This window comes from Lentzea alba (assembly GCF_011067745.1).
Classification (GTDB): Bacteria; Actinomycetota; Actinomycetes; order Mycobacteriales; family Pseudonocardiaceae; genus Lentzea; species Lentzea alba.
The window spans coordinates 430,016-455,966 of record NZ_JAAMPJ010000004.1; the positions used below are offsets into that span (position 1 = coordinate 430,016).

Here is a 25,951-nt window from a genome sequence, read left to right on the forward strand (position 1 = left end):
CCCGTGGAGATCACGGGGGACGAGATCGAGGCGGCGGAGATCCGGCGTCTGCTGATCGACGCCGACGCGCTGGATCCGGCCGGCCTGGTGGTGACCGGCGCGCGGATCCTCGGTCAGCTCGACCTGCGGGACCTGGTGGTCAAACGGCCGTTGTCGCTGCACGACTGCACCACCGAAGAGCCGATATTGGTCAACCGTGCGCACTTCTCGCGGCTGGACCTGCGTCGGCTGGTCGCCCCGGCGGTGCTGGCGCGCGGCCTGACCGTGGACCACAACCTGCGGCTCAGCGGGGCCCGGCTGAGCGCCGCGGAGTCGTTCGACGGCCTGAACATGCGCATCGGCGGCAGCGTCTACCTGGACGAGGGCTTCCACGCCAAGGGCCTGGTGTCGCTGGTGGGTGCGCGCATCGCCGACGTGCTGACGTGCCGCGAGTCGCGCATGGAATCCTCGTTGTACCTGGTGGACGCGCAGGTCGGGTCCGCGATCTTCCTGTCGCGCGGTTGCCACGTCTCGGGTGCCGGGCAGTACGCCGCGGTCCGGATGCGCGGTGCCCGCGTGGACGGGCAACTCGTGCTCAGGGACGGCCGGTTCAGCTCGCCGGGCGTCGCCCTCGACCTGCGGCACGTCCGGGTGGGCAAGGACCTGCTGATGCCGTTCGGCGGCATCGACGGCGACGTCCAGCTCGAAGGGTTGGTGTATGAGGGTTTACCGCGTGACGCCACTGTGGACGAATGGATGTCGTTGCTGGCGACGCGCACGCCCTACTACTCGACACAGCCGTGGGTTCAGCTGGCCGCAGCTCATCAGGCCGCCGGACACGAACGCGACGTGCGCCGAATTCGCGTTGCCCAGCAACGTGATCTGCGTCGTCGCGGCCAGCTCTCGCGGTGGGGCCGCACCTGGCATCTCGTCCGCGGCGTGACCGTCGGCCACGGGTACCGGCCCGGTCTCGCGCTGGTGTGGCTCGCCGGGGTGCTGGCCGTGTCGGTGGGCGTCGTCCTGCTGTCGGGCGCGGTCCGCTGCACGGTCGTCGAACAGGTCGGCTACGCCCTGAACGTGGCAACACCACTGGTCAAGGTGGATGCGACCCGCTGCACGGTCGACTCCTCGGCCTCTGGCCAGTTCGTGCTGGCCACCACGTGGCTGCTCCAGATCCTGGCCTGGGCCTTCGCCACCCTGTTCGTGGCGGGCTTCACAGGTTTGGTGAGGCGCAACGCGTGACTGTCGGTGCCGTCTGATACACCAGGAGGCATGAGCGCGAAGACCGGAGCAAGACGAGGGGAACGAGTCCCCGCGGCGTCGCTGCCGGTCGCCCGAATCGTGGTCGACGTGCCGCTGGCCCACCTGGACCGCCCCTTCGACTACTCGGTTCCGTCCGAACTGGACACGGCGGCCGTCCCGGGCTGCCGCGTCCGCGTCCGCTTCGCGGGCCAGCTGGTGGACGGCTACCTGCTGGAGCGCACCGAGACCACCGAGTACGGCAAGAAACTGGCCTTCATCGAAAAGGTCGTGTCCCCCGAACCGGTCCTGGCCCCGGAGATCGCCGCTCTGGCCCGCGCCATCGCCGACAGGTACGCGGGCGGCATGATCGACGTGCTGCGCCTGGCCATCCCGCCCCGCCACGCCCGAGCGGAAGCGGCGGCCTCACCGGAGCCGCCCCCGCTGCCCCAGGTCCCGGCCTGGGTGGGGCAGCGGACCGCCGCCGAACCGTTCTCCGAACAGACGGCGGTTGCTCCGGCGGACACGTCGACAGACGAGCCCGCGAAGGACGACCCCGCAGCCGCGCCGCCGGACCCTGCCGTCCAGCCTGCGGGTCCGACCGGCCTGCCGTCGGTTCCTGCCGCCGAGCTCGCAGACGCCTCAGCCGCACCGGTGTCCGCTGCTACCGCTGGCTCCGCCGACACCCCGCCGGAGGGCCCAGCTTCACCGGCGCGTTCAGCGTCCGTTGCCGAGCCGACTTCCACCGCAGACCTGGCTTCCCCTGAGGATTCGGCTTCCCCCGCGCGCTCCCAGCTGCCGCCCGTGCCCGCCGACGCCTGGTCCCGCTATCCCCGCGGTCCCAAGTACCTGGAAGCCCTCCGCGAAGGGCGTCCTGCCCACGCCGTCTGGCAGGCCCTGCCCTCCGAGGACTGGCCCGCCCGTCTGGCCGAGGCGGCGGCCGCGGTCGCGTCCGGCGGGCGGGGCGTTGTCATCGTCGTGCCCGATCACCGCGACCTCGCCCGCGTCGCCGAGGCGTGCGGCAGGCTCATCGAAGGCGTGGTGACCCTTTCCGCCGACCTGGGGCCGTCCGAGCGCTACAAGCGCTGGCTGGCGGTGCGCCGTGGGGTCGCGCAGGTGGTCGTCGGGACTCGGGCCACCGCGTTCGCCCCGGTCAGGAACCCCGGGTTGCTCGTGGTCTGGGACGACGGCGACGACCTCCACGTGGAGCAGCGGTCGCCGTACCCGAACGTGCGCGACGTGCTGGTGCAGCGGGCCCACATGTCCGGCGCGGCGCTGTTGATCGGTGGGTTCGCGCGCACGGCGGAGGCGCAGCTGCTCGTCGAGACGGGCTGGGCGCACGAGATCGTGGCCTCGCGCGAGACCCTGCGCGCCATCGCGCCGCGGGTGGTGTCGGTTGGCGACAACGACTGGCAGGACGTCAAGGACCCGGCCGCGCGCACGGCCCGTCTGCCGTCCATCGCCTTCGACGCGGCGCGTTTCGCCCTCACCGACTCGCCGGTCCTCATCCAGGTTCCGCGGCGTGGGTACGTGCCTGCCCTGGCGTGCGGGCAATGTCGTGGGCCCGCGAGGTGTCGTCGGTGCGCGGGGCCGTTGGCGCTTCCCGGCGGCACCCAGGACGGGGCGCCGAAGCCCGCGTACTGCCGGTGGTGCGCGGCGACGGAGGCCGGGTTCCGGTGTCCGACCTGCGGGAGCCGCAGGCTGAGAGGGCAGATCATCGGTGCTCGGCGCACGGCCGAGGAGCTGGGGCGGGCGTTCCCGGGGTATCCGGTGCGGACCAGCGGCGCGGACGAGGTGCTGACCAAGGTGCCGGGCAAGCCCTCTCTGGTGGTGGCGACACCCGGCGCCGAACCCGTGGCCGAGGGCGGTTACGGCGCGGTGCTGCTGCTCGACGGCTGGGCGTTGCTGGGCCGGGCCGACCTCAGGGCGTCCGAGGAGGCGTTGCGGCGCTGGATGACGGCCGCCGGCCTGGTGCGGCCGGGCAACGGGCGGGTGGTCGTCATCGCGGACTCGGCGCTCACACCGGTGCAGGCCCTCGTCCGCTGGGACCCGGTGTGGCACGCCGCCACCGAACTCGCCGCCCGCACGGAACTCGGGTTCCCGCCGGCGGTGCGGATGGCGACCGTCGACGGCACCCCGGACGCGGTGAACGCGTTGCTCGACGAGCTGCGGTTGCCGTCGACCGGCGAGGTCCTCGGCCCCGTGCCGCTCGGGGACGACGAGACCAAGGAGCGGGCTCTGGTGCGGGTCGCGCGCAGTGAGGGACGGCAGCTGGCCGCCGTGCTCGCCGAGGCGCAGGCCGTGCGGACGGCGCGGAAGGAGCAGGAGCTGGTGCGGATCAAGCTCGACCCGTTGGAGGTGCTCTAGGCCGTCTCCGGGCCTCTCGCCCGTGACTCTCATCGAACCGACTTGCAGGACACGGCCTAGACGTAGTGGGAGCGCAGTTCCGCGATGTGCTCGCGGATCTCCTCGTCGGTGAGCTTCTCGTACTCGAGGTACTCGCTCATGTACGTCATCAGGTCGGCGCGCTCGGGGTGGCTCTCGCTCGCGATCACGTGTGCCGTCGTGCCCGAGATGCCCGCCGGGAACAGCAGGAAGCCGTCGAGGCCCGCCATCGTGTCGAACGAGGCGTTCTTGGCCTCCCACAACGTCCAGACGTCCTCCTCGCGGCCGCACTCGGCGAGCAGCAGCGCGGCGAGGACCATCGTCTCGCTCAGGCCCCAGCCCTCGCGGTGGGCGGCCGTCTCGGCGGCCAGCAGGTGGCGCAGCAGGTCGGCGTCACCCTCGCGGCGTTCGCGCAGGAGGAGGTGCAGCACCTCCTCGCGGTCGGCCTCGTCGAGCGGGGTGTTCGCGAAATCCGTTCGCAACCGGTCAAGATCGATCGACACACCCGCACCTTAGGCCTTCATCAAGAGGAGTGTTGCCATCTGGTCGCAACGGAGTAGAAGTTTCCCATGTTGCGAACGGTTGCCGCACTGACGCTCTCCGTCGTAGTGGTCGCTCCCGCTCACGCGGGTGCGGCGGAACCACCGCCTCGCGTGCCCGAGCAGGTCGGCTGGGGCGGCGCCGTCTCCAGCGTCGACCCCGACGCGTCCCAGATCGGCATCGACGTGCTCCGCCGCGGCGGCAACGCCGTCGACGCCGCCGTCGCCACCGCCGCCGCGCTCGGTGTGACCGATCCGTTCAGCGCCGGCATCGGTGGTGGAGGGTTCTTCGTCCACTACGACGCCCGCACCGGTCGTGTGTCCACTCTGGACGGCCGGGAGACCGCGCCGCGCAGCGCGACCGACCAGCTGTTCGTGGAGAACGGCAAGCCGCTCCCGTTCGCCGAGGCGATGACCAGCGGCCTGTCCGTCGGCGTCCCCGGCACGCCCAAGACGTGGCAGCAGGCGCTGCGCAAGTGGGGCACGCTGAACCTGCGCGAGGCCATGGCGCCCGCGGAAGCGTTGGCGCGGCGCGGTTTCGTCGTCGACCGGACGTTCAACTCGCAGATCGCGAACAACGCCGCCCGCTTCGCCGACTTCACCTCCACGCGCGACCTCTACCTGCCCGGCGGCCAGCCGCCCGCGGTGGGCAGCACGTTCCGCAACCCGCAGCTCGCTGACACCTACCGCGAGCTCGCCCGCACCGAGCTCGCGTCGCTCTACGGCGGCGCGGTCGGCCGTGACCTGGTGAAGACCGTCCAGCAGCCACCGGTCGTGCCCGGCACGACCCGCAACATCCGCCCCGGCGCCATGGAGATCTCGGACCTGGCCCGCTACCAGGTCGAACGCCGCGACCCCACGCGCACGCGCTACCGCGGCCTCGACGTCTACGGCATGGCGGCGCCGTCGTCCGGCGGCACGACCGTCGGCGAGGCGCTGAACATCCTCGAGTCGACCGACCTCTCGAAGGCCTCCGACGTCGAGTACCTGCACCGCTTCATCGAGTCGACGAAGCTCTCGTTCGCCGACCGCCTGCGCTGGGTGGGCGACCCGGCGTTCTCCACCGTGCCGACCGACGGCCTGCTCTCGCAGAAGTTCGCCGACAGCCGCGCGTGCCTGATCAAGCCCGACGCCGTGCTGCCCGCCCCGCAGCCGGCCGCCGACCCGCGCAATCCCAAGCCGTGTGAAGCCACCGCCGGTCTCTCGTCGCTGCGTGAGGACGCCGAACGCACCACGCACCTCACCACGGCCGACCGCTGGGGCAACGTGGTCGCCTACACCCTCACGATCGAGGCGGAGGGCGGCAGCGGCATCGTCGTCCCGGGCCGGGGTTTCCTGCTCAACAACGAACTCACCGACTTCGAGTTCGTGGCCCCGACCGCCGGCGTCCCGCACCCGAACCTCCCGGGCCCCGGCAAGCGCCCGCGGTCGTCCATGGCTCCGACCATCGTCCTGGACCACGGCAAGGTGGTCCTCGCGGTCGGTTCGCCCGGTGGCTCGACCATCATCACCACGGTCACCCAGATCCTGACCGGGCGCCTGGACCGCAAGATGTCCCTGCGTGACGCCGTAGCGGCCCCGCGCGCCTCCCAGCGCAACGCGGCCACGACCCCGGCCGAGGCGGAGTTCATCGCCGCCGCCACCACCGCGGGCCTGCAGGCGATCGGCCACAAGTTCAGCCAGAACGCCGAAATCGGCGCCGCCACGGCCGTCGAACGTGCCAAGGACGGCCGCTGGCGTGCCGTGGCCGAACCGACGCGACGCGGCGGAGGTGCCGCCCGCGTGGTGAAGGTGGGCTGAGCCTTCTCCCGCGGCTAGTTGTTGGTGCGTCCGTCGACGCGTTCACGGATGAGGTCGGCGTGGCCGTTGTGCTGCGCGTACTCCTCGATCAGGTGGATGTAGAGCCAGCGCACGGAAATCTCGCCCACTCGCTCGTGGACGAAGGTGTCGTCGAGGTCCCGCGTGGCTGCCGCCGCGCGGGCCTCGGCCATTTCGGCGAGGAGAGCGGCGTACTCGGCCTCGGCCCGCGCCGGGTCGAGGTTCCCGAAGGCGTCGTCCCAGTTGCCCGGCTCGCCGTAGCGGGGCTTGACGTCCTCGCCAGCCAGCCGCTTCCGGAACCAGACGCGTTCGACGTCGGTCAGGTGGCGGATCAGGCCCAGCAGGGTGAGGTTCGACGGCGGTGTGGAGACCGTGGCGAGCTGTTCGCCGGACAGTCCCGCGCAGTTGCCGAGGAAGGTGGCTCGATGGCGGTCGAGCCACGCTTCCAGCATCGGGCGTTCCTCGCCGAGCAGTGGTTCGTCGATCAGTTCGACTTCGGGTGCCGTCCACGTCATGGGCTCATGCTTAGCTGATGCCGCCCTCGTAGACGATCTCACCCTCGGCGTTGCGCGCCACCAGGCGCAGGCGGGCGGGAGACATCATCCAGTCGTCCCCGATGGACACCGGGAACGTGACGATGAAGTGGCCGTCGGCGACGTTCACCGTCACCGGGGTACCGCCTCTGTCGGACACCTCGACGGTTTTCGCGGCTCTGGTGGTGCGTCCGGTCACGATGAACTCGGATCCGGACTGGTGGCCGTCGATGACCAGCGAGGAGTCCGGGTCGCGCGATGTCGTGCTGATGAGCGACAGGCTGTCCGAGCGGGTCTCGGTGAACGGACAGGTCGCCCACTCCCGGTGGCCGCGGTGGGCGAGCAACATTCCGCGGTGCTGTTCGAGGCCGGACACCAGCAACGGCTCCCAGCCTCGGAGTTCGTCGACGGTCACCTTGTTGTTGAAGGCGTTGTCGACGCATCTGGCGAGGACGTTGACGGATGCCCACGGGTCGCTGTCGTCGCTCTCGAAACTGTCCGTGACCCCGTTCTCCGACCAGGACGTGAACCGCTGGACGGGGACGGTCTTCTCGTCGAAGACCAGCTCGTTGGTCAGCATCGCGGCCGGGCTGTGGACGATGAAGAAATCAGGTGTGACTACGCCGCTGGAGGAGTGTTTGGGCCTGCCGGAGACGGTCTCGCGCGCCTTCACCGTTCGCGTGCCCAAGGGAGGCACACCAGCGATGACGTTGGCGGACCTGTAGGTGATCGAGCCCGCGTCTACCTGGGTCGGCTGGAAGCCCTGCGGTGCGACGCCGGCGCGAGAAGCGGTGAGCTCGCAGAAGCGGCCGTCCGTGCCGACGAGGACCTTGCGCAGCCCGAAGACGACCATCTGGGTGGAGGACCAGTTCTTGTCGTTCAGGGCGGTGCGGCAGCGGGCGACATCCCGGCCGGACGGAGTGACGACGCGGTCGCGCGCCGGGTCGAGGTCGTGCGTGGCCGGCTGGGTGATGGCGATGCCACCCGCGATGAGGAGCGTGACGCCCGCGGCCACGGCGAGTGGGGTGTGGTTGCGGCGGCTCCGCGTCTCGGTGAAGTGCGGACGCATGCGCTCCTTGACGTCCGCGGGCAGAACTCGGCGGGGCGGCAGGTTGATGGTCATCACTCCACCTCCAGGATGTCGTCGGCGAGCATCTTGCGCAGACGGGTGCGGGCGCGGGAGATGCGGGAGCGGACGCTCACCTCGGCCACGCCCAGCACGGTGGCAGCCTCGGCAGCGGTCAGTTCGCCCAGCAGGACCAGCTCCACGGCCTCGCGTTCGGCGCGGGGGAGACGTTCGACGGCCTCCAGCACCTGGCTGAGGCGGGCCTCGTGGTCGAGGGACGACGCGACGTCGTCGGCGTGGTCGCGCTGCACGTCGTCGTGGGGCACGCGGAGCAGCAGGCGGGTGAACCTGGCTTTGCGGCGGAACTCCGAGCGCGCCAGGTTGCCCGCCACGGTGAACAGCCACGGCAGCGCACTGTCGCGCACCAGTGTCATCCCGGCGCGGCGCCGCCAGGCTGTGAGGAACGTCGCCGACGTCAGGTCCTCCGCCGTCGACCAGGACGCGGTCAGCCGGTAGGCGTGGTTCCAGACCGCCTCGGCGTAACGGTCGTAGAGCTCACCGAACGCGTGCTCGTCGCCCTGTGCCCACAGTTCGGCGTCCGACGGGGCGTCGTCGGGCACAGCGGCCGCCCCCTCCCAGCTCGGTCGCATCAGCCTCATGACCTGGAGGTGTCCACCTTCCGGCCGAGTGTTGCACCCGATCTTCCTACCTCGGGCCGAGGCAGCCTCGATACCGCGAGCCGATGCGGGCTGACCTGCGTGAACGGCACAGTTCGTGGCATGACGACGCACACTGTTACCGGAGCCCCGGCAGCCCACTTCAACTTCCCCGCGTTGTTCCGCCCCGTGCTGACGGCGCTGCGGTTCACCGGCCACTTCCTCGTGGCGCTGGTGGGCGTGATCTTCCTCGGCAGCGCGTCCGAGCACTGACCGCGCTCCTCGTAGACTGGCCTCCAGTCCACCACGAGGAGCACTGCGTGACCGTCCAACCCATCCGCCTGTTCGGAGACCCCGTGCTGCGCACCGCCGCTGTCGAGGTGACCGACTTCGACAAGGAACTGCGCACCCTGGTCAAGGACCTGTGGGACTCGATGCAGGACGCGGGCGGAGCGGGACTCGCCGCGCCTCAGCTCGGCGTTGGACTGCGCGTGTTCACCTACCACTGCGACGGCTTCGCGGGACACCTCGTCAACCCCACGTGGGAGGTGGTCGGCGAGGAGATGCAGGACGGGCCCGAGGGCTGCCTGTCCATCCCCGGCATGTCGTGGGACTGCAAGCGCCACCTGCACGTCGTGGCCAAGGGCTGGAACATGCACGGTGAGCCCGTCGAGGTCGAAGGCACCGAGACGCTGGCCCGCTGCATCCAGCACGAGACGGACCACCTCGACGGAGTGCTGTTCCTCGACCGCCTCGACGCCGAGACGCGCAAGGTGGCGATGAGGGAGATCCGGCAGGCCGAGTGGTTCGACGGTACGGTCCCCACCTTGAAGCAGAGCCCGCACCCACTCTTCGGCAGGTCCAGCTGACCATGCGACTCGTGTTCGCCGGTACGCCCGAGGTCGCCCTGCCCTCGCTGCGCGCCTTCATCGACTCTCCCCGCCACGACGTCGTCGCCGTGGTCACCCGCCCCGACGCCCCCTCCGGCAGGGGCCGCCGTCTCGAACGTTCCCCGGTCGGCGCTCTGGCCGACGAACACGGCATCGAGGTCCTGACGCCGCTCAAGGCCGGCGAGCCCGAGTTCCTGGACCGCCTGCGCGCCCTCGAACCCGACCTCTGCCCGGTCGTCGCCTACGGCAACCTGCTGCCGCAGCGGACGCTCGACGTCCCGAAGCACGGCTGGGTCAACCTCCACTTCTCCGTGCTGCCCGCCTGGCGCGGCGCCGCGCCGGTGCAGGCCGCCGTGCGCAACGGCGACGACATCACGGGCGCCTCGACGTTCCGGATCGTGCGCGAGCTCGACGCGGGCCCGGTGTTCGGCGTGGTGACCGAGAAGGTGCGTGACCGCGACACCTCCGGCGACCTGCTGACGCGCCTGTCCGAGTCGGGCGCCCAGCTGCTGCTGTCCACTGTGGACGGCATCGAGGACGGCACCCTGCGCGCCGTCGACCAGCCTGCCGACGGCGTCACCTACGCCGCCAAGATCGCCGTCGAGGACGCGCGCCTCGACTTCACCGCGCCCGCCGTGGCCGTCGACCGCCTGGCACGCGCGGTGACGCCGGAGCCCGGCGCGTGGGCCGAGTTCCGGGGTGAGCGCCTCAAGCTCGGCCCCGTGACGCCCGTGGACGACGTGACGCTGCCGGCCGGGGAGATCCAGGTCGAACGCAAGCGCGTGCTCGTGGGCACGGCCACGACCGCCGTCGTCCTCGGCGACGTCCAGGCGCAGGGCAAGAAGCGCATGGCCGCCACCGACTGGGCGCGCGGGGTGCGCATCGAGGCGGGGGAGCGGATCGCATGAGCCGTCCTGCCATGAACCGCGCCGTCATGAACCACGCTGTCATCAACCGCGCTGTCACGAACCACGCTGTCATGAACCACGCTGGGACGAGGGCGTGTGCCATCGCCGCGCCGACCGGTACGAGCTTGGCGCGCGTTGTCCGTGCCGGAGCAGGGGAGCAAGTCGCATGACCGGCTACTCGCGAGGAGCCTCCAAGCCGTCCCGTCCACGCAGGCCGCATCCGCCGCGCCGGCGCACCGGGCCCTCCCGGCCGCCCGTGGAGGACCCGGCCCGCCTGGCCGCGCTGGAGACGTTGCGGGCGGTGCGGCAGCGCGACGCGTACGCCAACCTCGTGCTGCCGCAGCTGTTGCGGGATCGCCGCATCACCGGCCGTGACGCGGCACTCGCCACCGAGCTCACCTACGGTGCGGCGCGGGCACAGGGCCTGCTCGACGCCGTCATCGAGGCCTGCTCGGATCGGCCGTTGTCCGAAGTGGACGGTTCGGCGCTCGACGCGTTGCGGCTTGGTGCTTATCAGTTGTTGCGCACGCGCATTCCGTCGCACGCGGCGGTCGCCTCCACCGTCGACCTCGTCCGGGCCGAGCTCGGGTCCGGGATCGCGGGCTTCGTCAACGCCGTCCTGCGCCGGGTCGCGGAACAGGACGAGGCGGCGTGGGTCGACGAGCTCGCGCCCGATCCGGACACCGACCCGATCGGCAACGTGGCCTTCGCGCACGCCCACCCGCGCTGGATCGCGCAGGCGTTCGCGGAAGCCCTCGGCAGCCGGGACGAGCCGCTCAAGCGCGCCCTGGAGGCCGACGACGCGCGGCCGGCCGTGCACCTGGTGGCACGTCCTGGCGAGGTGAGCGCCGACGAGCTCGCCGCCATCACCGGCGGCGACGTGGCGCCGTACTCGCCTTACGGCGTGCACCTGGAGGCCGGGGCGGGCGACCCGGGCGATCTCGAGCCCGTCCGGGAACGCCTCGCCCACGTCCAGGACGAGGGCAGCCAGCTCTGCGCTCTCGCCCTGACCCGCGCGCCGATCGAGGGTGGGGACGACGGAGGCACGGACGACCGCTGGCTGGACCTCTGCGCGGGCCCCGGTGGCAAGGCCGCCCTGCTCGCCGCGCTGGTCGGCATCGAAGGCGGCGAGCTGATCGCCGTCGAGAAGGCACCCCACCGCGCCGAGCTCGTGCGCAAGATCACCTCAGGCCTGCCGGTGACCGTGCACGTGGCCGACGGCCGCGAGACCGACTTCGTCGAAGGGGCGTTCGACCGCGTACTGGTCGACGCGCCCTGCACCGGTCTCGGTGCACTGCGCAGGCGCCCGGAGGCGCGGTGGAGGCGCCAGCCCGCCGACGTCGGCACGCTCACGAAGCTGCAGCGCGAGCTGCTCACCGAGGCGTTGCGACTGGTGCGTCCTGGCGGCGTCGTGGGTTATGTCGTGTGCTCACCTCATCTCTCGGAGACCGTAGGGGTGGTGACGGACGTCGCCCGGCGGACCGGGGCCGAAGTGCTGGACACGCGGGAGCTCTTCCCGGGAGTTCCGGACCTCGGGGAAGGACCGCACGTTCAGCTCTGGCCTCATCTGCACGGCACCGACGCGATGTTCTGCGCGGTGCTGCGACGCCCAGTTCGAGCGCTCGGGAAGGACGTTAGCGACGGGGTCTGACAGGTTCCGGCGGCCGAAGCGGCGGAGGACCTCGACGGGATCTTCGGCGTAACACGGTGGGTGACGTTCATGGCGACGTCACCCAGATCCGTGACGTGCGGCGGCCTGCGTCTAGGTCGATTCCCGGAGTAACGATGGCCGAGAGTGTTCGGTGGCGAGGCCGGTGCCCTGATCGAGTGGATGCTCAGGCAAAGCCATGCCGACGGTTCCGCGCGGCTCCCCGATGATCGTCCACCTGGGATCGTCCGCCTAACATCGGCGAGATGACACGGGGACTGCTCGGACTGGTCGCATCGGGCTGCGGTGGCGTGGAGACGTGGTTCCGCACGGAGCTGGCCGCACCCGCGGCACAACGCGGATGGCGCCTGGCCATCACGCTCACGCCAGCGGTCGTCCCGTGGTTCGAGGAGGCGAACGAACTGGAGAAGCTCCAAGCGCTCACCGACCTCGAGATCCGGTGGCACCCGCGGCTGCCGAGCCAGCCCAAGCCCTACCCGACACCGGACGCGTTCATCTTCGCGCCTGCCAGCGCGAACTCGGTGGCCAAGCTGGCCCTGGGCATCGGCGACAACCAGGCGCTGACCGCGTTGAACGAGGCGATCGGGGTCGAGAACTGCAAGGTCGTCGTCATGCCCCAGGCGAACGCGGACAAGCGTCGCCATCCGATGTGGGACACACATCTGAAGACGCTCACCGGAGCGGGTGTCGTGGTGGTCACTGACGAGGCTCCCGGCAGGCTGCTCGACCTGCTGGACACCTAGACTTCACCCTTGTGGTCCACACGCCGATGATCGCCCCCAGCATCCTGTCCGCCGACTTCGCGCGGCTCGCCGACGAGCTCGCCGCGGTGCCGACCTCGGACTGGATCCACGTCGACGTCATGGACAACCACTTCGTGCCGAACCTGACGCTCGGCCTGCCGGTGGTGAAGTCGCTGCTCAAGGTCACCGACATCCCGATCGACTGCCACCTGATGATCGAGGACCCGGACCGCTGGGCGATCGAGTACGCCGAGGCGGGCGCGTACAACGTGACCGTGCACGTCGAGGCCGCGCAAGATCCGATCAAGCTGGCCAAGAACCTCAAGGCGGCGGGTGCGAAGGCGGGGCTGAGCATCAAGCCCGGCACGCCGCTGGAGCCGTACGTCGACGTGCTCAAGCACTACGACACGCTGCTGGTGATGTCGGTCGAGCCGGGCTTCGGCGGCCAGAAGTTCATGGTGGACGTGCTGGAGAAGGTGCGCCAGGCGCGTCGCCTCGTCGACACCGGGCACCTCAAGCTGCTCGTGGAGATCGACGGCGGCATCAACGCCGAGACGATCGAACAGGCCGCGCAGGCCGGGGTGGACTGCTTCGTCGCGGGGTCCGCCGTGTACGACGCCGCCGAGCCCGGCAAGGCCGTCGAGGCACTGCGCGCTCAGGCAGCCGGCGCGAGGTGACGCCCGAGGGCGCGATGGTGCTCGCCATCGCGGAGAGCGAACGGGTGCGGGGCACCACGAGCCCCAACCCGCCGGTCGGCTGCGTCGTCCTCGACGAGCACGGTCATCCGGTCGGCTTCGGCGGCACCCAGCCGATCGGCGGGCCGCACGCCGAGGTCATGGCGCTCAAAGAAGCTGGAACCAGGGCTCGTGGCGGCACGGCGGTAGTCACCCTTGAGCCGTGTTCGCACTACGGCCGTACGCCGCCGTGCACCGAGGCGCTGCAAGAAGCCGGCATCAAGCACGTCATCCACGCCGTCAGCGACCCGAACCCTAGGGCGGCGGGCGGAGCGAAACGCCTCGAAGAAGCCGGCATCACGGTCGAGAGCGGCCTTCTGGAGAACGAAGTCGCAACCGGGCCCCTCCGGGCGTGGCTGCACTACGCGCGCACGGGACGTCCGCACGTCACGTGGAAGTACGCGGCGTCGCTCGACGGCCGGATCGCGGCCCAGGACGGCACCAGTCAGTGGATCAGCTCGGAGACCTCCCGCAAGCAGGTCCACGACCTGCGCGCGAAGCTCGACGCGATCATCGTCGGCACGAACACGGTCAAGAAGGACGACCCGGCGCTGACGGCCAGGGACGACGACGGAATGCCGTTGCCCCACCAGCCGTTGCCTGTGGTCGTGGGCATGAGCGACCTGCCGGATGGAGCCAAACTCCAGCACACCGCGCTACACCTGCGCACGCACGACCCGGACGAGGTGCTCACCACGCTTGCGGGCCGGGGTGTGGTGGACGTGCTGCTCGAAGGTGGTGCAACTGTGGCCGGTGCGTTCCTGAGGGCTGGGAGGATCGACCGCGTGCTCGCCTACATCGCGCCCGCGCTGCTCGGGAACGGTCCCGCGGCGGTGCTGGACGCGGGCGTGTCAACCATCACGGACGCTGTCCGGTTGACCGTCGAAGACGTCACCATGAGCGGACCGGACTTGCGGATCAGCGCGGTTCCGCAAACTTAGGAGGAGCGGTGTTCACCGGGATCGTCGAGGAACTCGGCCACGTGGTCGCGACGCAGGACCTGCCGGACGCGGCACGGCTCCGCATCGCCGGGCCCATCGTGACCAGCGACGCCAAGCACGGCGACTCCATCGCGGTGAACGGCGTCTGCCTCACCGTCGTGGAGGTCGAGAACGGCACCTTCACCGCCGACGTGATGCGCGAGACGCTCGTGCGCAGCAGCCTCGCGAAGATCGCGGAGGGCGACAAGGTCAACCTGGAGCGCGCGGCCGCGGTCGGCCAGCGCCTCGGTGGCCACATCGTGCAGGGCCACGTCGACGGCACGGGCACGATTCTCGCGCGGGAGAAGGCGGAGCACTGGGAGATCGTCCACATCGGACTGCCGCCCCAGCTCGCCCGCTACGTCGTGGAGAAGGGCTCGATCACGGTCGACGGCGTGTCGCTGACCGTCGTGAACGTCTCGGAGGACCAGTTCTCCGTGAGCCTGATCCCGACCACGCTCGACCTCACCACGCTCGGGCACCGCCTGCCGGGCTCGCACGTGAACCTCGAGGTCGACGTGCTGGCGAAGTACGTCGAACGACTGGCCGTCCCGCACCTGCGGGCCATTGCGGGCGAGGAGGCCCAGTGAGCACCGAGTTCGCGGACATCGAGCGCGCGATCAAGGACATCGCCGCCGGACGGCCGGTGGTCGTCGTGGACGACGAGGACCGGGAGAACGAGGGCGACCTGATCTTCGCCGCCGAGAAGGCGACGCCGGAGCTGCTCGCGTTCATGGTCCGCTACACGTCCGGGTACGTCTGCGTCGCGCTGACCGACTCCGACTGCGACCGCCTCGACCTGCCGCCGATGTACCACACGAACCAGGACCAGCGCGGCACCGCGTACACGGTCACGGTGGACGCGCGCGAAGGCATCAGCACCGGCATCTCGGCCGCGGACCGCGCCCGCACGATCCGGCTGCTCGCCGACCCGACCGCGAAGGCCACCGACTTCAACCGGCCCGGCCACGTCGTTCCGCTGCGCGCCAGGGACGGCGGTGTGCTGCGCCGCCCCGGCCACACGGAGGCCTCCGTCGACCTCGCCCGTCTCGCGGGAATGTCTCCCGCCGGCGTGCTCTGCGAGATCGTGTCGCAGAAGGTCGAGGAGGAGATGGCCCGCCGCGAGGAGCTGGAGGTGTTCGCGGCCGACCACGACCTCGCGCTGATCACGATCGCCGACCTGATCGCGTACCGGCGCCGGGTCGAGACCCAGGTCGAACGCGTTGCCGAGGCCCGGATCCCGACCGCGCACGGCGTGTTCACCGCGGTCGGCTTCGACAGCACGCTCGACGGCATCGAGCACGTCGCGCTGGTGTACGGCGAGATCGGTGACGGCGAGGACGTGCTGGTGCGCGTGCACTCCGAGTGCCTCACCGGTGACGTGTTCGGCTCGTTGCGCTGCGACTGCGGCCCGCAGCTGGACGCGGCGCTGGAAGCCGTTGCGGCACAAGGACGTGGCGTCGTGCTGTACATGCGCGGGCACGAGGGCCGCGGCATCGGCCTGATGCACAAGCTGCAGGCCTACCAGCTGCAGGACCAGGGCGCGGACACCGTCGACGCGAACCTGGCGCTGGGCGTTCCGGCCGACGCGCGCGACTACGGCACGGGCGCGCAGATCCTCGTGGACCTCGGCATCAAGTCCATGCGCCTGCTGACGAACAACCCCGCGAAACGCGTCGGACTCGAGGCTGGCTACGGTCTCCGTGTGCTCGACCGGGTGCCGCTGCCGATCTCCCCGAACCCGGAGAACCTGCGGTACCTGCGCACCAAGCGCGACCGGATGGGCCACGAGCTGCACCAGCTGGAGCAGTACGAGGCCGTTGTTTCCGCTACGGAGGACCAGGAATGAGCGGCGAGGGCCGTCCAGAGCAGACCCGGCTCGACGGCAAGGGCCTGAGCGTCGCCATCGCGGCGACGCGCTGGCACACCAAGATCACAGACCAGCTCGTCGAGCGTGCCCTGAAGGCCGCCGAGGACGCCGGCTGCGTCGACACCACCGTTGTGCGCGTGGCGGGCGCGATCGAGCTTCCCGTTGTGGTGCAGGAACTCGCGCGCCACCACGACGCCGTGGTCGCGCTGGGCGTGGTGATCCGCGGCGGCACCCCGCACTTCGAGTACGTGTGCGACTCGGTGACGGACGGGCTCACCCGCGTCGCGCTCGACGAGTCGACGCCGGTCGGCAACGGCGTGCTGACGACCAACACCGAGGAGCAGGCGCTGGCGCGGGCCGGCCTGCCGGACTCGGTGGAGGACAAGGGGTACGAGGCGACCGTCGCCGCGATCGACACGGCACTGGTGCTGCGCGGCCTGCGTCAGCCCTGGACCGAGCGGGGTTTCGAGTGACCACCATCGTCCTGCGCCCCAAGAAGATCCGCCGCGTCGCGTGGGCGTGCGCGATCGGCCTGGTCGGCGTCTTCACCGTCGTCGGGCTGCTGCTGGGAAACACCCCGACCGGCGTGATCTTCCGGACCTCCGACCAGGTCGCGATGATCGTCCTGGGCTTCCTGCTGGCGGGTGGGGTGCTGCTGCTGACCCGTCCGCGCGTCACCGCCGACGCCTCCGGGGTCGACGTGCGCAACGTCGTGACGTCCCACCACTTCGACTGGCAGGACGTGCTGTCGGTCAGCTTCCCGGACGGCGCCGCGTGGGCTCGTCTGGAGCTGCCGGAGGACGAGTACGTCTCCGTCATGGCCGTGCAGGCCGTGGACCGGGAGTACGCCGTCTCGTCCGTGCGTGCGCTGCGTGAGCTGCACAAGGCAGCGCGCAACTAGGTCCACTGACCGAGGATCGCTCCAGCCAGGGCGAGTCCGACGATGTGATAGCCCGCGCCGATGGCCGCGAAGGTCTTGGGCGCGGGCTTCGTCATGTCGTACGTGCCGGTCACGAACATCACCGGCAGCGCGATGCCGACGCCCACGACGAGGCCGAGCAGGATGCCCTCCATGATGTTGTCGGTGCCGGACGCGGCGCCGACCATCGCGGTGGCGAGCGTGGCGGTGAAACAGGTGACGAGCGGGACGGCGTAGATGCCGGCGCCCGCGTTCTCCGGCGGGTTGAGGTCCCAGCCGGCGGCGCGTTGCCAGGCCTTGCCGAAGGCGAACTCCGCGTACCAGACGGCACCTAACGCGAAGTACGCGATCGTGGCCACTATGACGGCCAACCAGTTCAGGTCGCCGAGCACGGTCAAATGCATGAGGGTCTCCCGCGGTGATCAGGATGCCTTGGCATCGCGGGCTGAACGTCCACTGTTACCAGAACCTCATTCGCCCACAAACCATTACGCTGAGCTGATGCGCAACGAGGCGAACTCGTCCTCGATGAGGGACGTGGTCCAGATCGGCACGGTGCACGGCGACGTGCACGTGCGCAACGAGTCCCGCCTCGTGCCGCGCCAGGTTCCCGTTGTGCGCGGCCGGTTCGTGGGCCGGGAGACCGAGCTGCGGCGGATCCGCGCGGCGGAACTGGTGCTCATCACCGGTGCGGGTGGCGTCGGCAAGACGTGGCTCGCCTGGCGCTGGGCGGAACAGCACAGTGAGGAGTTTCCGGACGGGCAGTTGTACGTGAACCTGCGTGGGTTCGACCCGAGTACCGAGCAGATGTCGCCGGACACCGCGGTGTGCTGCTTCCTCGGTGCACTCGGGGTGACACCGCTGCCCGGCGGCCTGCAGGCGAGGTACGGCCTGTACCAAAGCCTGGTGGCACAACGCAGGATGCTGATCGTCCTCGACAACGCCGCGTCGTCGGAGCAGGTCGTTCCGTTGCTGCCAGGCGGTTCGGCCTGCACCGTCCTCGTCACGAGCAGGCGGCATCTCACCGGGCTGATCAGCGGCCACGGCGCCGAGCCGGTCGCGCTGGACGTACTGGATCCCGCCGATGCGTGGGAACTGCTGACGGCGCGGGTCGGTGAGGCGGAACCGTCAGCACTGGCCGAGGTGCTGGACTGTTGCGGTGGCCTGCCGCTCGCGCTCAGCGTGGTGGCCGCTCAGCTCGCGTTGCGTCCCAACGCCAGTCGGGCCGGCTTCGCGCGGAAACTGCGCGAGCGGCGGCTGGAGACCTTGAACAGCGGCGAGAAGCACGCGGACGTGCGTTCGGCGTTGTCCTGGTCGTACCAGGTGCTGTCGCCCCTGGCGGCGAAGCTGTTCCGGCTCATGGGTCGCGTCCCGGGATCGGACCTCGGCGTGCCCGGTGCTGCCGCCCTGCTCGCGACGCCCGTGGGAGAGGCCGCCCTGCTGCTGGACGAACTCGAGCACCTCCATCTCGTCCAGCAGCACGAGACGGACCGCTACCGCATGCACGACCTCGTCCGGCTCTGCGCCGCCGAGATGCCCGAGACCGACGTCGAGGCGTCCATGAGACGGCTGGCGAACTTCTACCTGCACACCGGCTTCGGCGCACACCGGTCGCTCAACCCGACGCGCCGGCCGATCGAGATCGACGACCCGCTACCCGGCAGCGGCCCGCTCACGATCACCGATCCGGACGAGGCGCTGGGATGGTTCGCCGCGGAGCACGGCAACCTGCTCGCGATCCAGGGCGTCACGACCGATCAAGTCACCTGGCGGCTGGCATGGGTGATGGACACGTTCCACCAGATGCGTGGTCACTTCCCCGAGAGCCGCCAAGCGTGGTCAGCGGGTCTCGCCGCGGCGGAACGCCTGGAGGATCCCGTCGTCCTGGTCCATGCCCGCCGCCTGCTGGGCAACGCGTGCATTCATCTCGGAGACCACGGCGACGCCAAGGCGCATCTCGAGGCGGCGCTGAAACTGGCCGTGAGATCAGCCGACGTGCCGGGACAGGCGCAGACGCACTACCTGCTCGCCAGGGCGATGCAACTGAACGGAGGAAGGAACGAGGAGGCCCTCGACCACGCCCGCGAATCCCTCAGGTTGTTCGAAACGCTGGGCCTGCCGCCTCAGCAGGTGACCTTGCTCAACCTGGTCGCGATGCTGGAGGTGAGCCTCGGCCGGATCGAGGAGGCCCGCGGGCACGCCGAGGCGGCGTTGGAGATCAACCGTGCTCTCGGCCGAGTCGAACGCAGCACCGACGCAGGGCTCGAGGTTCTCGGCGACATCGCGGCCGGAGAGGGTGACCACGCGCTGGCGGTGCGGTATTACCGGCAGGTGGCCGAAGAGTTGAACGCCCACGGGTTCAGCCACGGTGTGGCCGGGACGTACGAACGCATCGCACGTTCCGAAAGTGCGCTGGGACGGTATGACCTGGCTCGGATCGCCTGGCGGCAAGCGTTGGAGTTGTACGAGGCACAGCACCGGATCGCCGACGCCATCCGCGTCCGGGGAAACCTCGAAACCCAGGTGCGGTAACGGAGAAGGCCGCACCCGGTAACCAGGTGCGGCCTTCGTCGTCACAAGTGACTAGCTGCGGACCATCTTGCGCAGCACGTACTGCATGATGCCGCCGTTGCGGTAGTAGTCGGCCTCACCGGGCGTGTCGATGCGGACGACCGCGTCGAACTCGACCTTGGCGCCGTCCGCCTTGGTCGCGGTCACGTGCACCGTCGACGGCGTGGTGCCGTTGTTCAGCTCCGTGACGCCGGCGAAGTCGAACGTCTCGGTGCCGTCGAGGCCCAGCGACGCGGCGTTCTCGCCCGCCGGGAACTGCAGCGGCAGGACGCCCATGCCGATCAGGTTCGAGCGGTGGATGCGCTCGTAGGACTCGGCGATGACGGCGCGGACGCCGAGCAGCGAGGTGCCCTTGGCCGCCCAGTCGCGCGACGAGCCCGAGCCGTACTCCTTGCCCGCCAGCACGACCAGCGGGACACCGGCCTCCGCGTAGGCCACCGACGCGTCGTAGATGGTGGTCTGCGGGGCGTCGGCCTCGAGGAAGTTGCGGGTGAAGCCGCCCTGGACGTCGTCGAGGAGCAGGTTGCGCAGGCGGATGTTCGCGAACGTGCCGCGGATCATCACCTCGTGGTTGCCGCGGCGGGAGCCGTAGGAGTTGAAGTCCTTGCGCTCCACGCCGTGCTCGGTCAGGTACTTGCCCGCGGGCGAGTCGGCCTTGATCGAACCGGCGGGGGAGATGTGGTCCGTGGTGACCGAGTCGCCCAGCAGCGCGAGGACGCGAGCGCCCGCGATGTCGGTGACCGGCTTCGGCTCCATCTCCATGCCCTCGAAGTACGGGGGCTTGCGCACGTAGGTGGACTCGGTGTCCCACTCGAACGTGTTGCCGGTCGGCGTGGGCAGCGACTGCCAGCGCTCGTCGCCGGAGAACACGTTGGTGTAGCCCTTGGTGAAGCCCTCCGCGGAGATCGAGGTCGAGATGACCTCGGCGATCTCGGCCGGCGACGGCCAGATCTCGGAGAGGTAGACCGGCTTGCCGTCGGTGTCGAAGCCGAGGGGCTCGGTGGTGATGTCCTTGTCCATCGAACCGGCCAGCGCGTACGCCACCACGAGCGGCGGGGACGCGAGGTAGTTCATCTTGATGTCCGGGTTGATCCGGCCCTCGAAGTTGCGGTTGCCGGACAGCACCGAGACGACCGCGAGGTCGCCTTCCTGCACACCCGCCGAGATCTCCTCCTGCAGCGGGCCCGAGTTGCCGATGCAGGTGGTGCAGCCGTAACCGACCAGGTGGAAGCCGAGCTTCTCCAGGTACGGCATGAGGCCGGCGCGCTCGTAGTAGTCCATGACGACCTTCGAGCCCGGCGCCAGGGTCGTCTTGACCCACGGCTTGCGCTCGAGGCCGCGCTCGACGGCCTTCTTCGCGAGCAGGGCGGCACCCAGCATCACGGACGGGTTCGAGGTGTTGGTGCACGACGTGATCGCGGCGATCGCGACAGCGCCGTGGTCCAGCTCGAACTCGTTGCCGTCGAGGGAGACCTTGACCGGGTTCGACACGCGGCCGGTCGCGCCCTCGGCGGCGGACTGGAACACCTTCGGCGTGCCCGAGCCGTTGCCGCCCTCGTGGATCGCGGCAGGGTCGCTCGCAGGGAAGGACTCGTCGACGGCCTCGTCCACGCCGGACAGCTCCGCGGACTCGGTGTGCGCGACGTAGGCGCCCAGAGCCTGGCGGAACGACTCCTTGGCGTTGGTCAGCTCGATGCGGTCCTGCGGGCGCTTCGGGCCGGCGATGGACGGGACGACCGTCGCCAGGTCGAGCTCCAGCGTCTCGGAGTACACGGCCTCGCGGGACGGGTCGTGCCAGAGGCCCTGCTCCTTGGCGTAGGCCTCGACGAGCGCGATCTGCTCCTCGGAACGGCCGGTCAGGCGCAGGTAGTCGATGGTCTCGCCGTCGATCGGGAAGATGCCGACCGTGGAGCCGAACTCCGGCGACATGTTGCCGATGGTGGCGCGGTTCGCGAGCGGCACGGCGCCGACGCCCTCGCCGTAGAACTCGACGAACTTGCCGACGACGCCCTGCTTGCGCAGCATCTCGGTGATCGTCAGCACGAGGTCGGTGGCGGTGGCGCCAGCGGGCAGCTCACCGGAGAGCTTGAAGCCCACGACGCGCGGGATCAGCATGGAGACCGGCTGGCCGAGCATCGCGGCCTCGGCCTCGATACCGCCGACGCCCCAGCCCAGCACACCGATGCCGTTGACCATCGTGGTGTGCGAGTCGGTGCCGACGAGGGTGTCGGGGTATGCCTGGCCGCCCCGGACCATGACGACGCGCGCGAGGTGCTCGATGTTGACCTGGTGCACGATGCCGGTGCCGGGCGGGACGACCTTGAACTCGTCGAACGCCGTCTGGCCCCAGCGCAGGAACTGGTAGCGCTCGCGGTTGCGCTGGTACTCCAGGTCGACGTTCAGCTCGAACGCGTCCGGGCGGCCGAAGATGTCGGCGATGACCGAGTGGTCGATCACGAGCTCGGCGGGAGCGAGCGGGTTCACCTTCTCGGCGTCGCCACCCAGCTGGGTGACGGCCTCACGCATCGTGGCGAGGTCGACGACGCAGGGCACGCCGGTGAAGTCCTGCATCACGACGCGGGCCGGCGTGAACTGGATCTCGGTGTTCGGCTCGGCGGCCGGGTCCCAGTTGGCGAGAGCGCGCACGTGGTCGGCGGTGATGTTCGCGCCGTCCTCGGTCCGCAGCAGGTTCTCCAGCAGGATCTTCAGGCTGAACGGAAGACGCTCTGCGCCCTCCACGGCGCTCAGCCGGAACACCTCGTAAGAGGAGTCGCCGACGTTGAGCGTGCCGCGGGCGCCGAAGCTGTCCTTACTAGTCACTTGCAACTCCATCTGGTGACAGCGCGGTGGTCAGTTCGGGGTACGGGGAGAGTCTTCCTCACCGGGTCGACCACTGCCCCTCGACCCCAAACAGTACGCGTGTCCTGTTATCCGCTTCAACCCAGGTTGCCCTAAGTCACGCGGTACTCGCCGGGGGAGCGGCCGGTGAACCTCTTGAACGCGGCGCTGAACGAGCTTTCGGTGCCGTAGCCGACGGCCGCGGCGATCGAGGCGACCGTGTCCTTCGTGTCCTTGAGCGTGCGTGCGGCCGCGTGCATGCGCAGGCGGAGCAAGTAGTCGAGCGGTGTCATGCCCACGGTTTCCTTGAACCGCAAGAAGAACGTGGACCGCGACATAGCGGCGACCTGCGCCAGCTCGCCGACCGTCCACGGGTGTCCGAGGTTGTCGTGCAACGCCTTGAGGGCCGGCCCGAGCTGGGGGTGCAGCTCCGCGCTCAGCGCGTGGTCCCGCAGGACCTGGAGCAGCAGCACCTGGGTGAGGCGGTCGAGGATCATCCGGCTGCCGCCGTCGATCTCGTTCCTGATGAGTTCGATGGTGGCCTGGGCCGTGGTGCTGCGGGCACGGACGACCGGCGGCAGGACTTCGAGGAGCCGCGCGGTTTCCGGTTCGCAGGTGAAGCCCGCGCCTAGCAGCGTCGTGTCGTGGCCCTCGCCGACGTGTGCCGTGTCGTGCGGTGTGCCGGTCTCGTCCTCGTAGATCGGTGCCGCGAACACCGACGGCGTGTCCGGATCCGCGGCGATGCGGTACGCCCGCCGTCCCACGATGACGTAGCAGTCGCCCTGTTCGGCCCAGAAGCTCTCGTCCCCGACCGTGATGTGCGCCCGGCCTCTGGCGACCACCTCCACCCGCAGGTCCAGCCGCCCGACGAAGTGCAGCGCCCACCGTCCGCCCGCGTGCAACGGCGTCGCCACCGCCCAGTTGACGCTCAGCGCCGACAGGACGTGCTCCAGCGGGTTCACGTTCGGACTCTCTCGACAGGACGGCGGACTCGCGACGATGGTTCTCCTGATCTTGCCTGGTTAGCGTACGTGCAACGGACTGAAGGAGATCTTGATGGACCGCGGGAACCTGCTGCTCGTGCCCGGCGCTTGGCACGGGTCGTGGTGCTGGGACCACCTCGTTCCCGAACTGCGCTCGCGCGGGTGGGCCACGTCGGTGATGGACCTGCCGAGCACGTCCGGATCTCCGGCCTGCGGTGTCCGGGAGGACGCCGAGGCGGTGCGCGAGGCGCTGCGGGCGTTGGACGGGCCGGTGACCGTGCTGGCGCATTCGTACGCCGGTGTGCCGGTGGGGGAGGCCGCGGGCTCCGCCGACCGGCTCGTCTACCTGGCCGCGCACGCGCTGGAGCCGGGCGAGAGCGTCGCGGGGGTGTTGGGCGGGACCTGGTACGAGCCGGGAACGAAGCTGCTCGACGTGCCGGAACCCGCGCGGGACCTGCTGTTCGCCGACGTGCCGGACGCGCTGGCGACGTGGGCGGTCGAGCGGTTGCGGCCGCAGAGCGCGCGGGTGTTCGAGGAGCCGGTGACCGGGGCGGCCTGGCAGAAGCTGCCCACCGCCGCGATCCTCTGCTCGGACGACCGCATCTTCCCCGAGGTGTTCACGAACCGGCTGGCACGCCAGGACCTCGTGCGGTACCTGCCGGGAAGCCACTCGCCGTTCCTCTCCCGGCGCGGTGAGCTCGCCGATCTCGTGTGCGAGGTCGCCGAGGTGCTGGGGTAGCCCGGCGCCGGAGGACCGCCGGGCCACCCCGGGAAGGGCGGATCAAGCTCCGCCGTGGTCCTTGACGACCCGGCGGGCCGACGCGAACAGCATGCCGATGTTGACCGACTTGGGACACACCACCACGGCGACGACGTCCTCGTGGTGGTTGTTGCGGATGAACAGGTGGGTCAGGTTGCTGCTGTTGACCAGGATCTCCTGGAAGTAGTGCTCGGCACTGGCGATGCCGCGCCGCTCCTTGAAGATGTTCTCGATCATCGTGACGGTGCGGCCCTGGAAGAGGTCGAGCGTGGCTCCCGCGAGCAGGTCGAGCACCTCGGACGGGTGGCTGTCGGTCGTCTCGAACGACAGCAGCATGCCGGTGGCCATGTCGACCACACCGGCCGCAACGCAGCCCGGCACGTCCTGCTTGAGGTGCTTCACCATCGCGACCATCTGGTCGGACAACGCTTTCTGGTTCAACCCTTGACTGGTCAATGCACTCTTCTTTTCACGCGGCGGCGGACAGTACTTGGTCGATGTGTTCGACAGCGGTTATTGACTCCTGGCGTCGGAAAGAGGCCAGTGCGGAAATCTCGCGGTTCAAGGCCTTTTCCTCTCTCCTTGTTTGAACAATCTGGGTAACAGCTGACGCCTCAGCGACCGGGGCAGCGGCACGTCGTCGCCGCTGATGGACGTGCCGGACACCACGGTCAGCAGGCCGTCGCCCACCATCCGGCAGACCTCGATCGTCACGGCGTACACGCTGCGCCCGCAGACGAACGCGATGTCCCTCGCGCAACGCCTGCCGGACGCGTGCACGAGGATCTCCCTGCGTGCCGGGCTGAGCTCCTGGTCGAGCTGGTGCAGGGCGCGGGTCGGCGCGACCCGTTCGCGGTGCGGCGACAGCGGGTGGGGCAGCGCGGACAGGGCGGAGAGCCGGCGCGACGTCTCCTGCAGCAGGCGCACGGGCTCGACCGGGACGTTCATCGGGATCGCGACGTCGAGCGCATCCGCGGTGAGCACGCAGCGCTCGATGTCGCCCGCGACGAGGGTGAACGCGGCGTCGTGCGCGGCCATCATGGCGATGACCTGCAAGGCGGTGGAGCCGATGCGCCCTTCGCTGATTCGTCCCGAACGCGACAACAACGCGTCCGGGCCGGGTGAACCGGCGCTTTCGACGGCGACTATTCCGCCGTCCCTCAGGTGGATTCGCCCGCCGGGATTTCCCATGACGTGCAACGTGCCCGTGGCGCGTGCGGTGTCGCGTCCGGTCAATGCGCCCGCGAGCAAGTCGAAGGACAATTCGGTCCCGCTGTTCAGGGTGGTCACCCGCAATCAAAGTCGAACTGAACCGCGCGACTTCAGATTTCGCGCTTCAGATCAGTCATCCTTGTTGCAGAGGTAACGGTTTGTCGCCTTACTTCACTCGATCGAGTGAAATGTGCGGAGCCGTATTCATTGCGGATAAAAGAGGTTTCACGCAGTGTGCGATTCAGTGGAACATGAGAATGATTCCGAAGGCGGCCAGCATCAGCAGTTTCGCGCATTCGAGCGCGATGTAGGACAGATGTGCGCGGGACCGGGGAGGTGTCCCTCCGTCGATGATGATCCGGGCCCTCGCCTCCAGCCGCGGCCGCACCACGAACACCTGGACGAGCAGCGTGACCGCGAGGGCCACCAGCAGCACGGTCGCGGCGACCGGCCGTGGGGCGAACGCGAACGTCGCCGCGGTCGCCGCCGCGAGCACGGCCTCGGCTCGGTTCAGCGCGCGGAACACGATCAGCCCGATGCCGAGCCCCAGCGGCAGGGTGATGCCGGGAGCGCGGAACTTGAGCGGCGCCTCGATCGAGATCGCGACGACCATGCCGAGCCAGATGTACGCCGTTGCGAGCGGTAAGAGTGTCATGAGT

Annotated in this window: 26 protein-coding genes; 16 read left to right on the forward strand and 10 right to left on the reverse strand. The window is 69.9% G+C overall.

Features of this window, described 5'->3' with window-relative positions; translation table 11 throughout:
- Positions 1–3 precede the first annotated feature (3 nt).
- Positions 4–1,221 (forward strand): hypothetical protein, encoded by a 1,218-nt coding sequence (locus G7043_RS17730; RefSeq protein WP_166046757.1) that lies wholly within the window; start codon positions 4–6, stop codon positions 1,219–1,221.
- Between the two features lie 30 nt (positions 1,222–1,251).
- On the forward strand, positions 1,252–3,585 hold the full coding sequence (locus G7043_RS17735) for a primosomal protein N' (protein ID WP_166046758.1): 2,334 nt from the start codon (positions 1,252–1,254) through the stop codon (positions 3,583–3,585).
- A gap of 56 nt (positions 3,586–3,641) precedes the next feature.
- On the opposite strand, the gene G7043_RS17740 is transcribed toward G7043_RS17735, so the two are convergent.
- Positions 3,642–4,106: a hypothetical protein gene (locus G7043_RS17740; protein ID WP_166046759.1), complete on the reverse strand. Its 465-nt coding sequence runs from the start codon at positions 4,104–4,106 to the stop codon at positions 3,642–3,644.
- Positions 4,107–4,172: 66 nt separating this feature from the next.
- Here G7043_RS17740 and ggt point away from each other — a divergent pair, with 66 nt between their 5' ends.
- Entirely contained in the window at positions 4,173–5,942 is a 1,770-nt protein-coding gene (gene ggt / locus G7043_RS17745) for a gamma-glutamyltransferase (protein WP_166046760.1), read from the forward strand.
- 14 nt (positions 5,943–5,956) lie between these two features.
- Here ggt and G7043_RS17750 read toward each other — a convergent pair whose 3' ends face one another.
- The 3 genes from G7043_RS17750 to G7043_RS17760 are packed head-to-tail and all read right to left on the reverse strand — an operon-like array spanning position 5,957 to position 8,209.
- Positions 5,957–6,475, reverse strand: coding sequence for a DinB family protein (locus G7043_RS17750; protein WP_166046761.1), 519 nt, complete (start codon positions 6,473–6,475; stop codon positions 5,957–5,959).
- Between the two features lie 10 nt (positions 6,476–6,485).
- Positions 6,486–7,616 (reverse strand): hypothetical protein, encoded by a 1,131-nt coding sequence (locus tag G7043_RS17755; protein ID WP_166046762.1) that lies wholly within the window; start codon positions 7,614–7,616, stop codon positions 6,486–6,488.
- The gene (locus G7043_RS17760; RefSeq protein ID WP_166047076.1) at positions 7,616–8,209 is read right to left on the reverse strand and encodes an RNA polymerase sigma factor; all 594 of its coding nucleotides are present in this window, start codon (positions 8,207–8,209) and stop codon (positions 7,616–7,618) included. The genes G7043_RS17755 and G7043_RS17760 overlap by 1 nt, the downstream gene beginning before the upstream one ends.
- 129 nt (positions 8,210–8,338) lie before the next feature.
- Between G7043_RS17760 and G7043_RS17765 the strand changes: the two genes are divergently transcribed.
- The 11 genes from G7043_RS17765 (at position 8,339) to G7043_RS17815 (ending at position 16,910) form a co-directional block, all read left to right on the forward strand.
- A complete protein-coding gene (locus tag G7043_RS17765; protein WP_166046763.1) occupies positions 8,339–8,488 on the forward strand; it encodes a hypothetical protein in 150 nt (49 codons plus the stop codon).
- 47 nt (positions 8,489–8,535) lie between these two features.
- Positions 8,536–9,084, forward strand: coding sequence for a peptide deformylase (gene def / locus G7043_RS17770; protein WP_086661814.1), 549 nt, complete (start codon positions 8,536–8,538; stop codon positions 9,082–9,084).
- A gap of 2 nt (positions 9,085–9,086) precedes the next feature.
- On the forward strand, positions 9,087–10,013 hold the full coding sequence (gene fmt / locus G7043_RS17775) for a methionyl-tRNA formyltransferase (protein WP_166046764.1): 927 nt from the start codon (positions 9,087–9,089) through the stop codon (positions 10,011–10,013).
- Positions 10,014–10,179: 166 nt separating this feature from the next.
- Positions 10,180–11,664: an RsmB/NOP family class I SAM-dependent RNA methyltransferase gene (locus G7043_RS17780; RefSeq protein ID WP_166046765.1), complete on the forward strand. Its 1,485-nt coding sequence runs from the start codon at positions 10,180–10,182 to the stop codon at positions 11,662–11,664.
- A gap of 263 nt (positions 11,665–11,927) precedes the next feature.
- Complete coding sequence (locus G7043_RS17785) at positions 11,928–12,425, forward strand: flavoprotein (RefSeq protein WP_166046766.1); 498 nt, start codon at positions 11,928–11,930, stop codon at positions 12,423–12,425.
- A gap of 26 nt (positions 12,426–12,451) precedes the next feature.
- Positions 12,452–13,102: a ribulose-phosphate 3-epimerase gene (gene rpe / locus G7043_RS17790; protein ID WP_207311283.1), complete on the forward strand. Its 651-nt coding sequence runs from the start codon at positions 12,452–12,454 to the stop codon at positions 13,100–13,102.
- Between the two features lie 14 nt (positions 13,103–13,116).
- Positions 13,117–14,100 carry a bifunctional diaminohydroxyphosphoribosylaminopyrimidine deaminase/5-amino-6-(5-phosphoribosylamino)uracil reductase RibD gene (gene ribD / locus G7043_RS17795; protein ID WP_166047078.1) on the forward strand — a complete coding sequence of 328 codons (984 nt, stop codon included), beginning with the start codon at positions 13,117–13,119 and terminating at the stop codon, positions 14,098–14,100.
- An 8-nt stretch (positions 14,101–14,108) separates the two neighbouring features.
- Complete coding sequence (locus G7043_RS17800) at positions 14,109–14,729, forward strand: riboflavin synthase (RefSeq protein WP_166046768.1); 621 nt, start codon at positions 14,109–14,111, stop codon at positions 14,727–14,729.
- Positions 14,726–15,988, forward strand: a complete 1,263-nt coding sequence (locus G7043_RS17805) for a bifunctional 3,4-dihydroxy-2-butanone-4-phosphate synthase/GTP cyclohydrolase II (RefSeq protein ID WP_166046769.1) — start codon at positions 14,726–14,728, stop codon at positions 15,986–15,988. Before G7043_RS17800 ends, G7043_RS17805 begins: the two co-directional genes overlap by 4 nt.
- Positions 15,985–16,482, forward strand: coding sequence for a 6,7-dimethyl-8-ribityllumazine synthase (ribH, locus tag G7043_RS17810; protein ID WP_086665621.1), 498 nt, complete (start codon positions 15,985–15,987; stop codon positions 16,480–16,482). Before G7043_RS17805 ends, ribH begins: the two co-directional genes overlap by 4 nt.
- The gene (locus G7043_RS17815) at positions 16,479–16,910 is read left to right on the forward strand and encodes a PH domain-containing protein (RefSeq protein ID WP_313887941.1); all 432 of its coding nucleotides are present in this window, start codon (positions 16,479–16,481) and stop codon (positions 16,908–16,910) included. Before ribH ends, G7043_RS17815 begins: the two co-directional genes overlap by 4 nt.
- Here G7043_RS17815 and G7043_RS17820 read toward each other — a convergent pair.
- Positions 16,907–17,332, reverse strand: a complete 426-nt coding sequence (locus tag G7043_RS17820) for a DUF1761 domain-containing protein (RefSeq protein WP_166046770.1) — start codon at positions 17,330–17,332, stop codon at positions 16,907–16,909. The genes G7043_RS17815 and G7043_RS17820 overlap by 4 nt on opposite strands.
- A 97-nt stretch (positions 17,333–17,429) precedes the next feature.
- Here G7043_RS17820 and G7043_RS17825 point away from each other — a divergent pair, with 97 nt between their 5' ends.
- Complete coding sequence (locus tag G7043_RS17825) at positions 17,430–19,460, forward strand: ATP-binding protein (RefSeq protein WP_166046771.1); 2,031 nt, start codon at positions 17,430–17,432, stop codon at positions 19,458–19,460.
- 51 nt (positions 19,461–19,511) lie between these two features.
- On the opposite strand, the gene G7043_RS17830 is transcribed toward G7043_RS17825, so the two are convergent.
- Together G7043_RS17830 and G7043_RS17835 are read right to left on the reverse strand one after the other, a co-directional pair.
- The gene (locus G7043_RS17830; RefSeq protein ID WP_207311284.1) at positions 19,512–22,331 is read right to left on the reverse strand and encodes an aconitate hydratase; all 2,820 of its coding nucleotides are present in this window, start codon (positions 22,329–22,331) and stop codon (positions 19,512–19,514) included.
- Positions 22,332–22,450: 119 nt separating this feature from the next.
- Positions 22,451–23,299 (reverse strand): AraC family transcriptional regulator, encoded by an 849-nt coding sequence (locus tag G7043_RS17835; protein ID WP_166046773.1) that lies wholly within the window; start codon positions 23,297–23,299, stop codon positions 22,451–22,453.
- A gap of 94 nt (positions 23,300–23,393) precedes the next feature.
- Between G7043_RS17835 and G7043_RS17840 the strand changes: the two genes are divergently transcribed.
- Positions 23,394–24,059: an alpha/beta fold hydrolase gene (locus tag G7043_RS17840; RefSeq protein WP_166046774.1), complete on the forward strand. Its 666-nt coding sequence runs from the start codon at positions 23,394–23,396 to the stop codon at positions 24,057–24,059.
- 42 nt (positions 24,060–24,101) lie between these two features.
- Here the strand turns inward: G7043_RS17840 and G7043_RS17845 are convergent, their stop codons facing one another.
- The 3 genes from G7043_RS17845 to G7043_RS17855 all read right to left on the reverse strand — a co-directional run bounded on the left by G7043_RS17845 (position 24,102) and on the right by G7043_RS17855 (position 25,947).
- The gene (locus G7043_RS17845) at positions 24,102–24,536 is read right to left on the reverse strand and encodes a hypothetical protein (RefSeq protein ID WP_242642366.1); all 435 of its coding nucleotides are present in this window, start codon (positions 24,534–24,536) and stop codon (positions 24,102–24,104) included.
- Between the two features lie 105 nt (positions 24,537–24,641).
- Positions 24,642–25,370, reverse strand: a complete 729-nt coding sequence (locus G7043_RS17850) for a MarR family transcriptional regulator (protein WP_166046775.1) — start codon at positions 25,368–25,370, stop codon at positions 24,642–24,644.
- 163 nt (positions 25,371–25,533) lie between these two features.
- A complete protein-coding gene (locus G7043_RS17855; RefSeq protein WP_166046776.1) occupies positions 25,534–25,947 on the reverse strand; it encodes a hypothetical protein in 414 nt (137 codons plus the stop codon).
- Positions 25,948–25,951: the final 4 nt, after the last annotated feature.

Bases quoted from the DNA above. Each gene is read 5' to 3' on its own strand.
- fmt (WP_166046764.1), top strand. From the start codon at position 9,087: ATGCGACTCGTGTTCGCCGGTACGCCCGAGGTCGCCCTGCCCTCGCTG.
- G7043_RS17780 (WP_166046765.1), top strand. From the start codon at position 10,180: ATGACCGGCTACTCGCGAGGAGCCTCCAAGCCGTCCCGTCCACGCAGG.
- G7043_RS17830 (WP_207311284.1), bottom strand. From the start codon at position 22,331: ATGGAGTTGCAAGTGACTAGTAAGGACAGCTTCGGCGCCCGCGGCACG.
- G7043_RS17765 (WP_166046763.1), top strand. From the start codon at position 8,339: ATGACGACGCACACTGTTACCGGAGCCCCGGCAGCCCACTTCAACTTC.
- G7043_RS17785 (WP_166046766.1), top strand. From the start codon at position 11,928: ATGACACGGGGACTGCTCGGACTGGTCGCATCGGGCTGCGGTGGCGTG.
- rpe (WP_207311283.1), top strand. From the start codon at position 12,452: ATGATCGCCCCCAGCATCCTGTCCGCCGACTTCGCGCGGCTCGCCGAC.
- G7043_RS17825 (WP_166046771.1), top strand. From the start codon at position 17,430: ATGCGCAACGAGGCGAACTCGTCCTCGATGAGGGACGTGGTCCAGATC.
- G7043_RS17840 (WP_166046774.1), top strand. From the start codon at position 23,394: ATGGACCGCGGGAACCTGCTGCTCGTGCCCGGCGCTTGGCACGGGTCG.
- G7043_RS17735 (WP_166046758.1), top strand. From the start codon at position 1,252: ATGAGCGCGAAGACCGGAGCAAGACGAGGGGAACGAGTCCCCGCGGCG.
- ribD (WP_166047078.1), top strand. From the start codon at position 13,117: ATGGTGCTCGCCATCGCGGAGAGCGAACGGGTGCGGGGCACCACGAGC.
- ggt (WP_166046760.1), top strand. From the start codon at position 4,173: ATGTTGCGAACGGTTGCCGCACTGACGCTCTCCGTCGTAGTGGTCGCT.
- G7043_RS17755 (WP_166046762.1), bottom strand. From the start codon at position 7,616: ATGACCATCAACCTGCCGCCCCGCCGAGTTCTGCCCGCGGACGTCAAG.
- G7043_RS17855 (WP_166046776.1), bottom strand. From the start codon at position 25,947: ATGACACTCTTACCGCTCGCAACGGCGTACATCTGGCTCGGCATGGTC.
- ribH (WP_086665621.1), top strand. From the start codon at position 15,985: ATGAGCGGCGAGGGCCGTCCAGAGCAGACCCGGCTCGACGGCAAGGGC.
- G7043_RS17760 (WP_166047076.1), bottom strand. From the start codon at position 8,209: ATGCGACCGAGCTGGGAGGGGGCGGCCGCTGTGCCCGACGACGCCCCG.
- G7043_RS17820 (WP_166046770.1), bottom strand. From the start codon at position 17,332: ATGCATTTGACCGTGCTCGGCGACCTGAACTGGTTGGCCGTCATAGTG.
- G7043_RS17750 (WP_166046761.1), bottom strand. From the start codon at position 6,475: ATGACGTGGACGGCACCCGAAGTCGAACTGATCGACGAACCACTGCTC.